The sequence below is a fragment of the Pseudidiomarina indica genome (genome assembly GCF_900104245.1).
Classification (GTDB): Bacteria; Pseudomonadota; Gammaproteobacteria; order Enterobacterales; family Alteromonadaceae; genus Pseudidiomarina; species Pseudidiomarina indica.
Genome location: NZ_FMXN01000003.1, coordinates 157,526 through 172,851, shown reverse-complemented (window position 1 = coordinate 172,851; position 15,326 = coordinate 157,526). Strand labels below are relative to the sequence as shown.

The 15,326-nt window shown below is 49.5% G+C and carries 9 protein-coding genes; 1 reads left to right on the top strand and 8 read right to left on the bottom strand.

Going from position 1 to position 15,326, the window contains the following annotated elements:
* The first annotated feature begins 150 nt into the window (after window positions 1-150).
* Window positions 151-3,615 carry a PAS domain-containing hybrid sensor histidine kinase/response regulator gene (locus BLP64_RS04060; protein ID WP_092592013.1) on the top strand — a complete coding sequence of 1,155 codons (3,465 nt, stop codon included), beginning with the start codon at window positions 151-153 and terminating at the stop codon, window positions 3,613-3,615.
* 4 nt (window positions 3,616-3,619) lie between these two features.
* Here BLP64_RS04060 and BLP64_RS04055 read toward each other — a convergent pair whose 3' ends face one another.
* The 8 genes from BLP64_RS04055 to BLP64_RS04020 all read right to left on the bottom strand — a co-directional run bounded on the left by BLP64_RS04055 (window position 3,620) and on the right by BLP64_RS04020 (window position 15,166).
* Window positions 3,620-4,066, bottom strand: coding sequence for a hypothetical protein (locus BLP64_RS04055; protein WP_092592011.1), 447 nt, complete (start codon window positions 4,064-4,066; stop codon window positions 3,620-3,622).
* An 85-nt stretch (window positions 4,067-4,151) separates the two neighbouring features.
* A complete protein-coding gene (locus BLP64_RS10985) occupies window positions 4,152-8,081 on the bottom strand; it encodes a S8 family serine peptidase (RefSeq protein WP_092592009.1) in 3,930 nt (1,309 codons plus the stop codon).
* A 99-nt stretch (window positions 8,082-8,180) separates the two neighbouring features.
* Entirely contained in the window at window positions 8,181-8,831 is a 651-nt protein-coding gene (locus tag BLP64_RS04045) for a response regulator transcription factor (protein WP_092592007.1), read from the bottom strand.
* Window positions 8,832-9,056: 225 nt separating this feature from the next.
* Window positions 9,057-10,208: a poly-gamma-glutamate system protein gene (gene pgsW, locus BLP64_RS04040; protein WP_092592005.1), complete on the bottom strand. Its 1,152-nt coding sequence runs from the start codon at window positions 10,206-10,208 to the stop codon at window positions 9,057-9,059.
* A 29-nt stretch (window positions 10,209-10,237) separates the two neighbouring features.
* Window positions 10,238-10,813, bottom strand: coding sequence for a poly-gamma-glutamate biosynthesis protein PgsC (pgsC, locus tag BLP64_RS04035; protein ID WP_092592003.1), 576 nt, complete (start codon window positions 10,811-10,813; stop codon window positions 10,238-10,240).
* The gene (pgsB, locus tag BLP64_RS04030) at window positions 10,810-12,015 is read right to left on the bottom strand and encodes a poly-gamma-glutamate synthase PgsB (RefSeq protein ID WP_092592001.1); all 1,206 of its coding nucleotides are present in this window, start codon (window positions 12,013-12,015) and stop codon (window positions 10,810-10,812) included. The genes pgsC and pgsB overlap by 4 nt, the downstream gene beginning before the upstream one ends.
* Before the next feature lie 78 nt (window positions 12,016-12,093).
* On the bottom strand, window positions 12,094-14,790 hold the full coding sequence (locus tag BLP64_RS04025; protein WP_092591999.1) for a putative bifunctional diguanylate cyclase/phosphodiesterase: 2,697 nt from the start codon (window positions 14,788-14,790) through the stop codon (window positions 12,094-12,096).
* A gap of 88 nt (window positions 14,791-14,878) precedes the next feature.
* Window positions 14,879-15,166 carry a hypothetical protein gene (locus BLP64_RS04020; RefSeq protein WP_143001066.1) on the bottom strand — a complete coding sequence of 96 codons (288 nt, stop codon included), beginning with the start codon at window positions 15,164-15,166 and terminating at the stop codon, window positions 14,879-14,881.
* Between the last annotated feature and the right edge of the window lie 160 nt (window positions 15,167-15,326).

Genomic DNA, 15,326 nt, shown 5'->3' with positions numbered 1-15,326 from the left:
ACGCCCTATATCAAATGTTATAAATTATTGATTGTATCGTCAAGAACCCTGTTAAATTGAGTGGTATTTAATCACAGGAACTTTATCAATGTTCCGCCGAGCATGTCATAATAGCCATTATTGCTTTCACTTAATGGATTCGGATAGGCCATGACGCTCCTCTTAATAGTGGCATCACTCACCTATGTGGCCCTGCTGTTTACCGTGGCCCATTGGGGGGATAAGCCCAACACGCTTGCCAACCAAATTAGTTATCGCCCCTTCGTCTATAGCATGTCATTGGCGATTTATTGCAGTAGTTGGACTTATTATGGCGCGGTGGGGAATGCAGCAGCGGATGGGTGGGCATTTTTAGCTATTTTATTAGGCCCCTTCCTATTATTTATTTTCGGGCACTCGCTGTTAGAAAAACTAGTGAGTGTCGCTAAGCAACAAAACGTCACTTCCATTGCTGACTTTATTGCGAGTCGTTATGGCAAGCGGCGCCATTTAGCGTTATTCGTCACCTTAATCACCGCCTTGGCGACCATTCCCTATATCGCCCTGCAACTGAAAGCCGTGGGCACAGCTTTTACGGTCTTAACTGCAGACAGTTCCGCTCTTTCTCAATTTTCAATCAACGAGCTCGGAGCAGCAGTGATCATGGCGGTCTTCGCCATGTTATTTGGCACTCGCCATATTGAAGTGACTGAATACCGAAGCGGCATGATCTTAGCCATTGCGGTTGAATCTACAGTGAAACTCATTGCCTTGGTCACCGCAGCCGTGGTGGCTTATCTTATTTTTCGTGATCTGTCCCCCACCAGTTTGAGTCAACATGTGCTGGAAGCCTCTGCCAGTCAATGGCGTTGGCAAACCTTGTTTGAGTTTGATTTTATTGTGCAGACCTTAATGGCGGCGGGAGTGATTCTTTGCTTACCGCGCCAGTTTCACGTTCTGGTGGTCGACAATGCCGAAGTGAATCATTTAAAAACGGCGCGCTGGGGCTTCCCGTTGTATTTATTTTTGGTGGCATCCGCCATTATTCCAATCGCGATTAGCGGCGGGCTATTATTTGGCGGTGACGTAAGCGGTGATACCTACGCCTTGCAGTTGCCCCTTCTTCATGATCAAACCTGGCTGGCTGTGTTTATTTTTATTGGCGGGTTCTCGGCTGCGACGGCCATGGTGATCATTGCCTCGGTCACGCTCAGCACCATGGTCAGTAATGATGTCATCATGCCGATATTATTACAGCGGAAACGTCACCTCCCGGTAAATTTTCGCCCTCATTTACTAAAGATTCGCCGTATTACAATTGGCATGATCATGCTGTTTAGCTACTTATGCTATTACTTTTGGGCCGCAGAAACAGCGCTGGTGAGTATTGGATTACTCGCATTTTCGGTCGTGCTTCATTTATTACCCGCCATGCTGGGTGGGCTTTATTGGCGTCGTGGTCATGCGCGCGGTGTGTACGCCGGTCTCATCGCTGGTCTACTAACTTGGGGATTCACCGTGGCACTGCCCATGTTCAACGCACTGCCCCAAGACGATACCAGCATTATTACCCAAGGCACAGCAATCAGTATGGCAGTGAACCTTGCATGCTATCTGGTGTTTTCCTTGCTATCGCCGCCACGGCTCATCGATCGCATTCAAGCCACTGCGTTTGTTAAACCACGAGTACGAGGAACAGCTCATTTGTTGACGTACCCGCATCAGGCCACCAATGCTGATCTTATCGTCTTGCTGCAAACCTTTGTCGGAGAGCAGCGTACCTATCAACTGCTGAGTTACTTTACCGAGCCGGATGCGCCAACGAACGACACCACGACTGGAGTGCTTCCTGGTCATGCCCTAGCCACCCCTGCGTTTATCGAGTACGTCGAACATGCGCTGACCAGCGTACTTGGCGCCGCCACCGCGCGTTCTCTCGTAGAGGCAGCGCTGCGCGACCGTCGCATGCATTTAGAAGAAGTGGTGAACTTCTTCGACGACACCACCCTGGCATTAAAAACACAACAAGCCATTTTATTTAACTCGCTCGAGAATCTTGCACAAGGAATCTCGGTCGTTGATGCTGAATTACGTTTGGTGGCCTGGAATAAACGCTATTTAGAGCTGTTCAACTATCCCGCAGGCATGGTCAAACCCGGTCAGCCCATTGCCACACTCATTCGCTTCAACGCCGAACGCGGTGAATGCGGCCCTGGTGAAATCGATGAACTGGTCGAAAAACGATTAAATTACATGCAAATGGGCTCTGCCCATCGGTTTATTCGACGCCGTGGTGATGGCCGAGTGATTGAAATGGTGGGCAATCCACTACCGAACGGTGGTTTCGTAACATCATTTACGGACATCACCGAGCACGTGGAAACGCAGCAAGCATTGCAAGAAGCAAATATCGATTTAGAACAACGCATTGACGTGCGCCAGCAAAAAATCCGGGAAATCAATAATGAATTGACGGAAGAAATAGAACGGCGACGACGGGTCGAAATTGAGCTTAAAAAAGCAACCGAAGCAGCCCAGCAAGCCAATGCTTCTAAAACTCGGTTCTTGGCACTTGCCAGCCATGACATTCTCCAGCCATTGAATGCGGCACGTCTGTACCTGTCTGCAGTGGATGAGAGCACCATGGATCCCCACAATGTCCAACTGCTGGGGAAACTGGATACGGCACTTTCTTCCACCGAACATCTACTCAGCACCTTATTGCAAATTGCGAAAATGGAACAAGGAGCGCTGAAGCCGAACTTCCGCAATATTCATCTCAGCACCATTTTAGACCCATTGCTCCAAGAATATAGTGTCATGGCTGAACAGCAAGGGGTCACCTTGCGGGTACGCCCCTACCCGAATCGAGTGGTCTATACTGACCCGACCTACTTGCGTCGGATCATTCAAAACTTTTTATCCAATGCCATTAAGTACAACCGTCCCCAAGGCAAAGTTCTGCTGGGTGTACGTGCACGCGGTGATGAACTCAAAATTGCGGTGTGGGATACCGGGCCAGGCATTCATGCCGCGCAGCAGCTACGAATTTTTGATGCCTTCTATCGAGGCTCTCAATCTCGTGTTGAAGGTGTCGGATTAGGGTTAAGTGTGGCGAAGCGAATGAGTGAGCAATTAGGTTGTGAACTGCAACTGCGTACTCAAGAAGGCAAAGGCAGCTGTTTTTCCGTTCAAGTGCCCATTGGTGATGAGGCGCAGGTTGCCAAACAGCAAGCGCACCAATACACCGCTGATCTGCATCCAGGCATGGTGGTGATCTGTGTCGACGATGATGCTGAAAACCTGAACGCATTGCGAGCACTGCTCGAAAAATGGGGGTGTACGGTTGAAACCTTTACCAGCAGCGCAACAGCGTTAGATTACGCCAGCCGGCATCCAGCGCCCGGAGGCGTCCTGCTAGATTACCAACTGGGCGACGATGAGCATGATGGTTTCAGCCTAGCCGCAGCGCTACGCGAACGTTGGCAACAACCTTTGCAAGGGGCTCTGGTAACCGCCATGAGCGACGATGACGTACGCAAACGCGCGCGTCATTACGGTTTGCACTTCCTGACCAAACCGATAAAACCGGCCGCTCTAAAGGCCTTGCTCAAACATTTAGAGCGGCACGGCTAAGCCATTACATATAGCTGGTTGAGACGGCCTGACACAGGCCTCCTTCAAGGACCAATTGCGGACGCGGAATCATCTCACAGGTACTGACCTCCTGAGTTGCTTCGATATGTTCTTGTCGTAACCGGTTGTATTGCTCCACCAACTGCAACAATGTCGCTTCATCGGTCACTTGCGTGGAGTATGCCATGTAATACTCAGGACCACCGCACGCACGCATGCCAACTTCCAACAGTCGACATTGGCTGAACTCGCTCGCCCGTGGAAACCCCACAGTACTGCGAATTTGTTGGTCGAGGGCGGCAAGTTGGGTTTGTCGCTCCTGATCGGTATTCAGCGTCACACTTGTTTCCGCTTGGCTCACTGCACCCGACTGCTCAGCATCGACGCAGCCAAGTACTGCAGTAATGCAGCAAAGCAAAACAAAACCTTGAGTTCGTTTATTTAGCATCATGATACCTCTGCATGTTATTCCCAGACAGAAAAAAAACGGCGATAGAAATCATCCTATCGCCGTTGAGGCTAACTTAGCAATTCAATTACGCGCGACGACGTAACCATACTAACGGTAGAGCTAACAAGACTAAGAACCAGCCCATTGCACCGCTTGATTTTTGCGGCTCAATGTTCACGGTCACAGCTTGTTGAACCGTTTCAAGACCATCCGATACTGTCAACACAAACTTCGCTTGACCCGCCTCATCCAGACGTGGCGCAGTGAAGGTTGCAACTGGCGTATTGGCATTGCTCAAACTCACCGTAACGCCGCCAGCAAAGGCCCAACTGTAAGTCAGTTGGTCACCGTCTGCATCAGTGGTGCCAGACGCGTCTAAGCGAACTGTCGCATCAGGACCTACCGAACTTGGCGCATTGACTTTCACTGCTGGCGCCGTGTTAACAATAGCGATTTCAACGGTGTTTTCAGTCGACGCCGCTCCTGCTTCATCAACCACACGGTAGGTGAAGCTGTCCGTTCCAAGCCAGCCGGCTTCGTTCGGAGTAAAGCTGGTGACAAAGCCGTCTGTTGCCAAGGTTCCATGTTCTGGTCCTTCGACAATTTCAATGCTTAACTCACCGGTCGGTTTAATCGCTAACGGCAGGATGCCATCATAATCAACGTTACCATCAGTGATATTCAAGAGCGTCAACAGGTCTCGTTGCTGAGTTCCTATCGCAGCAGTCAAATCAATGGCCGTTGTACGGCTATGTTTGCCGACCACGCTCATACCAGCAACGTCACCAAAGCTGGTTACTTTCGCATCGACGCTGATCAACACATTCGCCGCGGCACCTGCTGCACTGGTAGCGAGCATCACGTCGCCATCCGCTGGGTAATAGCCTTGGCCAAACGCATAGGCTAAGAAACCTACGGTACCATCCATGCTTTCTTGACCAATCACCAGCATGTCATCGGTTGGTTTGCCCGTGTTCACGTCAACATAGTTGAACAGAACCTCATTGCTCTCCATACGGAACCAAGTGTTGAAGGTGTACGTAGGACCGTCGTAAACGCCGGTGCTATCATACTCACGAACCTTATACCACTCGACGATAACATAGAGATCACCGCCATAATTCACTGAAGTATAGCGAAGCTCACCTTCGCCAGCGAGCGTGACCCAATCTGACCAAAATGGAGCAACAACGCCATTCGGCTGAGCCGGGTTCGGGAATGCTTGTAAAGCCCATGTAGAAGGTGAACGACGCCCACCCACTTCGACAATACCGTTACTCCAAATACCCAACACTGAATAGTCGACACCATCAAATTTCCACACACCAGGCACAGTTAGGTTGAGGACGGATTCATCACACCCTGCGGTACAGGCTTTCTGATGGGTAATACCAAATTGTGCTTCCAAATCATCCAAACCCAATCCACCGAACGGGAAACCAACCAGTGCCAAATTATTCATTGGTGCTTCATCCGTTTGGGTGCCCGTCCAGGTGATGGTACGAGTGTCAGGATCGAATGTTAAATCAGTGGTGGTTGATAAGGTTTCGACGACACTGATCGAGTCCTGATTCAACTCAAACACTTCATCCATCGGGAGTTGTGCGGTAATGGTGACTTCCGCACCAGCTACGGAGCCCATGGCGCCATAGACTGATAACGTCATGTCCTCATTGGCAGCAACAGTCCCTTCAGTCACCGCAGCAGCTAACGCACTGGAGTTTTCTGAAAGAGCGGTATAAACCGCAATCGGTAACCGTGCATCCACGAAATTACCGCTGGTATCAGTGAGCGTTACCGTACCAAACTGCCAACCTTCACCTGCAGCAGAACCGTTAATTGAAAGCGCAAACTCGGCACCTTCCGCAGTAACAGTGACACTGTCAGGATGTTCTACGGTTACGCCTGGATTGCTCATTTCAACCGTGACGTTCCACGTGGTTTCACCGTCCCCTAAGTTGGTCAAGGTACGGGTGAAATCACACACATTCACACACATGGAGTGAGCAAACGATGGAATATCGACCACCAGACCGGTGTTGAACGCGTTCGCCAAGTCAAGACGACCTGCGCCCACATCGAACGGATCCGTCGGGGTTTCAGCGTCTTCTTTCTTGGTGCCAGTCACGCTGGAAGTCATCAGTACCGACTTCACTTGCTGCGGTGACAAATCAGAGTTAGCTGCTAACAATAAGGCTGCTGCACCGGCCACGTGTGGGCTCGCCATGGAGGTACCACTCATGGTTTGATAGCCGCCACCCGGGGCTGCTGACAAGATATTATGACCTGGTGCTGCAATTTCTGGCTTCAAGAAGCTTGATTCACCACCTGGACCACGTGAACTGAAGTCAGACATCATATCGACTTGTTCGTCACGAATCGCCTTTGTGGTTGCCTGAATAGTCGCGGTCAGTCCTTCTTCCCATCCTTCAAGAACAGCTTCTGCACTCTCAAGGGAAATGAACACGCTCGGTAAGGTCACCCCATCCAGCGCCATGTTGACCATTTCCACAGGAACGTTGTTATAAACGATAAGGCCAATCGCACCTGCAGCTTGGGCATTATTTGCTTTTTCAGTAAAAGCACAGGAGCCCCGTGGAATCATTGCAATGCCACCCGCAAACGCGCCTTCTTCAAACGCAGCACAACCTTCGAAATTATCTTCATCGATGCTGATAGAAGGAAGCAAGGCACCGGTAATGTCAGCGGTCATTTCAAAATCACCGTTACCCGGTGCTGTTGTAATCGGGTCCATGCCGTCAACGGCCAGCCAGTTTTCAAAAACACGGCCCGTATGCGTACTCGCTACGGTAATTGTTTCTTCAATACACCCTGGACAGCCAACAGTCTGAGCGCCTGGCCCTGAGTTACCGGCTGAAGTCACCGTCACCACACCCATTTCATCAAGCGCTTGCATAATCGTTTGATAAGGACTCGTTGATGGATGAGCGCCAGCATTGCCACCCCATGAGTTATTGATCACGTGCGCACCGTCCATCGCGGCGTCTTCTAAGGCTTCGGCTAACGCTGACGTTACACCAGAACCACGACCATCAGCCGTGTTCCATAGCGCTTTGTAGACAAACAACGTTGCTCCTGGTGCGACCCCGGACATGTTCATGGCCACCCCATTATAGGTGACGCTGACAGGGTTACCTGCAGCTGTTCCTGCCACGTGGGTTCCGTGACCGTTCATATCCCACGGGGAATCAAAGAATTCCTCAGGGTGAACCGAGCTCGGCACATCGTAATAGCGGGCAATGGCAATCTTGTCGTTACAAATGCCCTCATTGGCGGCACAAAAATCTTCGCCTGCCTCGGTTTCAACAATGACCGCATCATGGCCATTGTCGGCAAACATCAGGTGTTCAAAATCAATCCCGGTGTCGATAATGGCAACATTAATGCCTTTACCTGCAGCATCTTGACCACCGAGTGCTTGCCATGCAGCATCACTGTTAATCAAGCTATTGGAGGCATCCATGGTAGTGTAAACCACGGAATCTTCATAAACCGACTTAATTCCTGGCACGCCTTTTAAGCGTTGAATTAAATCGTCACCTTGGTATTCAACAATCGCACCGTTGAATGTCAGCGCTAACTGCGCTTTCACACTCATGTTTGGCACTGCGCGAGCGGCCAATCCTAGTGTTTGTTCTTGTTGCTGTTTCAGATAAGCCGTATAAGACTGGACCGGTGCCGACTTGACATCCAGTCGTTCTTGGCCAGTCACGTGAGTTGAAGTTGCTGCATACCCCGGCACGCCGCCTTTGTATACTGCTGCCGCTGGAGCTTCAAATTCAATGATATAACGCTTGCTATTGTGGCGCTGAAGCTGACGTTCAGCATTCGTCATTTTATATTTTTTGCCCGCTTTGCTTTCTATCGCTTGAGTTGCCTTCAGCGTCGAAAGGTCCGCCTGTTGAATCTCTTGGGCCGTGAGTGTTGAAATGGATGTTGCAGCCGCAACCGCCATTGCCACCATAGACCAATGAGCAGTTTTTATTTTTTTCATTGCTCTTCCCTTGTGTGTTCTGTAAATCAATAAAGAACGACTGACCAATGAGTCGTTCCTAAAAGTTACCACATTGTGTTAACAATTCCACAAATATTTTTAATCATTCTTATTGGGCTCTAACTGCAGCCGTTCGACTAGCAAAACAGCTTGGGTACGACTATAAACCCCTAACTTTTTAAAGATAGCAGTAATATGAGCTTTAACCGTGGCCTCCGTGATATTTAGTTGATAAGCAATTTGTTTATTCAGCAATCCTTCATGCAACAGCAGCAGCACGCGATATTGCTGAGGGGTTAAATCGGCAACTTTTTTAGCGAGCTCTTGTTCTTCATTGGTCAGCTCTGCGAGCCGGCCCCGCACTTCTGCGGGAACCCAGGTATCGCCCTGCAAAATCACATCGATTGCAGCAGCAATTTCAAGAGAGGGTAAGGATTTAGGAATAAAGCCAAGCGCACCAAAGCCAATGCATTTGGCCACCACCGCTGGCTCTTCAGTGCCCGAAATAATGGCAATAGGCACCAATGGGTAGTCTTCGCGGATGCGAATTAATCCATACAAATCACCACTCCCTGGCATATGAAGGTCAAGCAAGAGCAGATCGAGATCATCGTCCTCTTGCAAGGCCACCAGCGTACTATCGAGATCCTCAGCTTCCCGTAACTGTAAATCAGAATAATGGTTAGCGAGAGCCCCTTGCAGGGCTTCACGAAATAACGGGTGATCATCCGCAATTAAAAATTTCGCCATGCTTAAGTCCGCTGTGGAGTGCCTACTACCTACGAATAGAGCACTGATTTTCATCAATTTAACTGATACACATGAAGCGAATCTACCACAGTCGGATCAGCAAACGTAGAGGAGCCATCTAAAATTTCGACGGCAGCGGTGAGAAATCGGGGGGAATTTGGTCAGAGTTCTAGCCCACCTAGGCGTGCGCAAGGTCCTCTGACCACTGACTCAAGTAACGGCTGATCACACCATGGGTTTGGTGATATTGCCATGGCGACCGGCGCGCTCAAAAATACTTGTAATCCGCGCAGAGCGAACTATCAACCACGTCATGCCAAATAATGCGAGGCCAAGCACAATCGCTAACCATCGGTTATAGACCGTCGCCGAATAAATACCGCCATTGCCAACTGGAACAGGCTCAATCGGCGCAATCGGGAGCCCATAACGTTCTGCGAGGTTTTTCACGCCGGAGAAATGAATGCTGGGGATATTTTCCTGTAAAAAATAGCCCATCACCGTGTCCACCGCAAAGGCGCGCGCCGGAGCATCTTGTTGCATTCCTGACCGGAATAAATCATCGATTCCTGGCGGCCCTACGATGGTCGCTCCTCCTCCCACGTTCACAAAGGCTTGATAATTCCGTCCCGCCGAATACTCTCGGAAAATAGCAATCCGATCGGCCACCGCTTCTTGGTAATTTCGAGGTTCTAAGTAGCGAATTCCCGCTCGCTGAATACTCTCTTTTAAGGCTTGCACGCCTTCACTCGACATGCCTACTCCCCGGTCTTCAATACCTCCAATCGAAGCATAAACGGGTTGCAACCGAATCACCCCAGCACGGCGCAGTTCACGCTCCATATCAAGCCAAGCAAACTGTGGTACGTTGGCTCCCCATTGCGAAGACGATGCTGAAGCAATGATCACGGCATCAGCCCCCAGCGCTTCAATAGCGGCATACACTGCTAAGTTCAAGGCGGGGAAAGAGCCTGAAACCGTCACTGCAACCAGATCCCCTTCTTTGACGCCCGCGTCCGCCAGTAATTTGACTGCCACTGCTGCCCAATTAGGGTTAATGGTGGTTTGCTTCGCTTCTCGGCCACCTTGGTTCGTGGTGATGATGGAGTTTTCTAAGCCAATGAGGCCACTTCGCTGCGGATCAAACTCGGGATTAATCGGGGCGATTCTCGCCCGTAGCGGCATTAAGGTATCCATGCCTTCACGCATGGTTTTGGCGGCATTCACCATGGTGGCATAATTGCTGTCAACCGTGGGGTCCCGCTGCCGTAAGTTCTCCGCCATGAATAACGCAATGAGCGCCAAGCCAATCAAAAATACTTGGCCCCACAAAGGCACTCCTGACGAGCGCCAATAAATTTTTGTAAACCGACTCATTTCATTGCTCTCCTTATTGCTGCGCTCAATTACCATCCCGGCATTTGAAAGGCTCGGCTGGCTTCATACATTTGCAGCGATTCAGGCATCAGGGCAATCAACGCTAACCGCACTAACACGGCCGTCACCGCCAATCCACATAAGGTTTGTAAAACGCCTTGGCGTTCGAACCAAATAGCGATTAAACCTGGAATGATGTAACCAATAATGCTGCTTTCCATCACCGCCATCATGAACCCAGACTCAAGAGTTTGCACATGGGCTTGCGCATTATCTGAACCAGCGACCATTTGCAGATCAACCCAGGTCACCAAATGTCCCAGCAGTAAATCCAGTAAACCGGCAATGATATAACCGGTTAAAATCATAATGATGGTTTGCCGACGGCCATACACAATCACGAAGCTGGCCACGATTTTTACCACCAAGTAAGTTACAAACGCCGCTAATAATGTCAGGGATAAACTCAGCGGGTCGGTCAACTGCAGAGCAACATAACCGGGAACGACTAATCCCCCGGCTGCCAACCCTAAGGTGGTGGTAAGTAGCAATGTAAAAAACAACCCGATGCCAATGGCCACCGCAAGAATGTTCAGCGCAATCATACGTCTTCCTTATTCATTGCTCGGTTTTGGAAAAAGCGAGCGACATCCTCGCCGCCCCCATGAATATTACCCATGCCAACAATCAGCGCTTTGCCGAGCGATTGTTCTAGCAATACTTCCGTGATTTCTGTCATTTGAGCGCCTTCTAACACCATGATTTTGTCAGGATCAAAGCCCTGCTTCGTTACTTCTCGCACAAAAATGAAGGAGCCCGAGCCAATCACCACAACTTTATCCGGCGCGGTCCACTGCACGACAGCTTCCGCCATTTGCGCAGAACGATGCGGTCGATCCGCACGGCAGTTAATCAACATCATAGTACGCCGCCCGGCACCGTGTTTCGCTACCATGGTTTCCCAAATTCGTCCGGTTGATTCAGGATCATTGGCAGCAAAGGCATTCACAAAAATCAGATCCCGTTCAAAGTACCGCACATGCATCACCTGCATGGCACCCGTTTCAGGTTCCAATGCAATCATGCCTTGTAACGCGCGAGCTCTATCGACCCCAATGAACTCGCACACTTTTAGTGCCAGCGCGACATTTTCGGCATGCTCCGCATAGTTAAATTGAGCGAGCACTGAATCGGGAATTGCGGCAACTTCTTCTTCCGTGACACCTTGCAACTGGCTTCGGCGGTCTTGACAGGCTTCTTGGAAAACATCGATTAAATCCCGCTCCGCCGTAAACAGCGTGCCACGCACTGGCGTACTTCCCGCTAAGGCCAATGCGACGTCGCGTTCACCTGGCCCCATCACATCTAAATGGTCGGCCCGTGCATTGGTGATCACACCAACGGTTGAGCGAACCATCCGCAACTCGCACAAGCTCTGATATTGCGGCTGCAATGCCATGCATTCAATCACCACGGCTTCAGGCTGTAAGCTGACCATGCGTTTTAGCATCCGCATTTGTTCAATAATGTTGGCTCCGCTAATGCGGTAAATAGGAAACTCTCGGCCTTCGGGATCTGTCATCGCAGCAGCCGAGCCGGTAGTTTTTGCACAGACCCGCATACCACCACCACGCAGTCCTGCGGCGATTAGACGGGTCACACTGGTTTTACCGCGGGTACCATTCACATGCACCCGAATGGGAATTTTACGAAGGAGAAGACGATGTTGGATGGCTTCAAATGCACCTGCAATGACTAACACCAGCCACAGCAGGATTACAATACTTAATAAAATAGGTATCGACATAATTTGGCCTTGATAATGTATATTACCCAGCTAAGTGTATGTAACTTATAGACCAAAAAATCGAGATTAACGTGAGTTTTACAATTCCTCGAAGGGAACAGGGCGTCCAAAATAGTACCCCTGCATATAATCACAGCCCATTTCACTGACAAATTCGGCTTGTTGCGGCGTTTCTATTCCTTCGGCCACCACTTCAAAATTCAAGCTCTGCGCAATTTTAATCACCGAACCAATCAGCACTCGGTCGGCACGGTGAGTGCGAATGCCTGCCACAAAACTGCGATCAATTTTCACTTTATCAACCGGTAACTTCTTTAAATAACTCAGGGATGAAAAGCCGGTACCAAAGTCATCGATGGCAATGGTAATCTTCTGTTCGCGCAGTTTTTGTAATACTTCAACGGCGTAGTCGGTATTATCCATTAAAATACTTTCGGTTAATTCCAGCTCTAACCACTCTGGCTTACACCCAGTTTCTGCCAGTGTTTGCGCCAAGAATGGGGCAAATTCTGTGCGATTAAAATGCAACGTGGATAAGTTCACCGCAATCTTCACGGTACTTTCAGCTTCTTGCAGTCGTACCGCAGTTTCACACGCACGTCGGAATACCCACTCACTCAGTGGAATAATTTGACCGGTCATTTCAGCAAGCGGGATAAACTCGCCGGGGGAAACAAACTTGCCCGGTTCTCGCTCCCAACGTAATAACGCTTCATACCCCACCGTCGCACTATCACTACAGCGGACAATGGGCTGATAATGCAAGGTGAGCTGATTACGCTCGATGGCCTCTTGCAAACTAGAGCGCATGACAGCAGATGCTTTCAGCTGCAAACTCATACTATCTTGATAAATTTGGACGTGGTTATGCCCTAAGCGTTTAGCTTGGTGCATGGCCATATCTGCATGTTGAATCAATTCAAGCGGCGTGTGTTGTTCAGCAGATTGATGAGCAACGCCAATACTCGCGGTTAGATAAATTTTGTGATGCATAATGCGATATGGTTGCGCCACCGCTTGCAGAATTTCTTGGGTCAAATGAGCCACGGCTTCGGCATCGCCATGCATCTTCACCGTGACGAATAAAAATTCATCGCCACCAAACCGTGCCAAGGTTCCTATCTTACCGACAATTTTGGTCAGCCGTTGCGCCAACACTTGAAGTAAGCGGTCACCCACGTGGAGCCCCAAGCTATCATTGATCAGGGTGAAACCATCCAAGTCGATAAAGAGAACCGTCAAATCGCGTTTGTGGTGGAAGCGATCGGCAATGGCATTTTCAATGGTAGTGCGATTATAAAGCCCGGTGAGCGCATCATGCTCCGCTTGAAATTTTAACTGCCGCCCTTGAATCACTAATTCTCGGTTGCGTTCGACTGTTAAGGCCATAAACAACACGATGATAATCCCCGCAACGCTGATCAGCATTTGCAACAGCGCCCGAGCTTGTAAATCGGTTAAGTCATACATAAAGGAGTAGACCGGGCGGTCAATAATATACTCCGTGACCATTTTCCCTTGGTATAGAAACAGCGCATGATTTTGTAAATAATCCAGCGTTTCTGGTGTCACCCAAAAGCCCGCCTGATCCAGCAACAAATCTTCACTCACGGCAGTGTAGGTAAAGATAGGCGAACGCAAAGCCACTTGGTTGGCTAACATGCGTGGGATATTTAACACCGCGAACACTCCCCAATACCCATTTTCATAATCTTGGGCATCGAATGTGACGGGAACATGCACGTACAGGAGTGCTCCTTTGTCAGGTTCTGGATGTGAACCAATCATCATCTGCACCGCATCCTTACGGTGTTCATCAAACTGCTCATTAATAAACGCATCATTGAGCAGATGCTCACGGAAGCGATAATCCTCTGCGCGGGCCCGTTCCCAAACCAATTTATCCCCGCGCCGCAATATTAAGCTCTCAAGATAAGCCACATCACGGAATATCGCCTTGATGTCGAGTTCCATCATGTCATCGTGAATGCCAGCCGGATAGTGCTCCCAACGCTCCGCTACTCGCAGCAACAAACTCATTTGTTCACGCCCTAACACCGAACGGCTTGCTGCGAGCGCTTTCGCTGCCTCTTCACCACGTGAGCGGGCTTCCGTCATGTCGTGGTGAAATAAAACGATTCCGGCAGATGTTGCAATCACTAAACCGCCGATTGCTAGTAACATCGTCAATCCACTAACACGCGGTAATTCACTTGCTGCCGCGGTACTTAAATTCCACAGTGCACCAAATAGAATCAATAGCAGCGATGCCGAAATCAAACTTCCTGAAGGGTGACGCGCGAGCAACGGGGTGGAGTAATTAAAATGCAGCAGGATGATAATCAGCGTAGCAATTGCGGCCAATCCCGCCACGATGGATTGCAGGCGAACGGCCCAAGCGGATTTTAAGCGGAGGAAAACCCAGCCACCTGTGATGCCGATGGCGTAATAAAGAGCAGGATGGATTTGGGCATCATGGATATCAAAAATACCGCCCGTTAACCCGTCCGCCGCGGCGGCAATCGCGATCAACGCAAAGCATCTTGACCCCAGATTCAACCATTCGCGTTTGCTATTCAGATCAAACAGCAGCAACGCCGCACCAATAGCAGCAATCCCTACTAGGAAAGAAACACTAAATGATTGATAGAGTTGGAGTTGGCTGGTCTCGATAAAGCGGTAACAGAGTATCACCAAGGCAGCAACAAGCAACGAGGCGCTCAGCACCAAGTTAACGACCGATCTGGCCTGTTGATCCACTTGTATGATTCGCATCACACAGCCCCTGCGCTCTGTTATTTTTGTTATAGATTCAATATAACCATAACGGCACAGGAATAACTAGCGCTAAATCAAAAAATGATTAGTTAGCAAGCAGTTGTATTTTCAGCCGTTCTATCAATGAGGTCGCTCTCGATATTTTCCATTCACGGCCCTTCCGATCGCGGAAGACAACATGGGTCACAATCGGTGAACTTCTCAGTTCCTGTAACGCCCGTCGCACCACCGCACGATTCGATTCATGACTGGGAACGCCCAAGTCTGACAGCTTCTCAGTGCCATTATAAAGGGATAGTTTGCGACGCAAGTATGACTTGGGCGCTTGTACTTGTTTTATTTGTTTTGTTTGTACGTTTTCAGAGCCACTCACGTCCGCATTCTCCATATTGGTATCCCATTAGGTTTCATACCTAATTCATATCTTCCTTAACCCACTTGTAAATAATAGCTGATTAATATTAAAACAAAAATAAGATTTTTCATGACATTCATGTTAATTTGTCATATCAATAGGTTAAAAATATATTAAG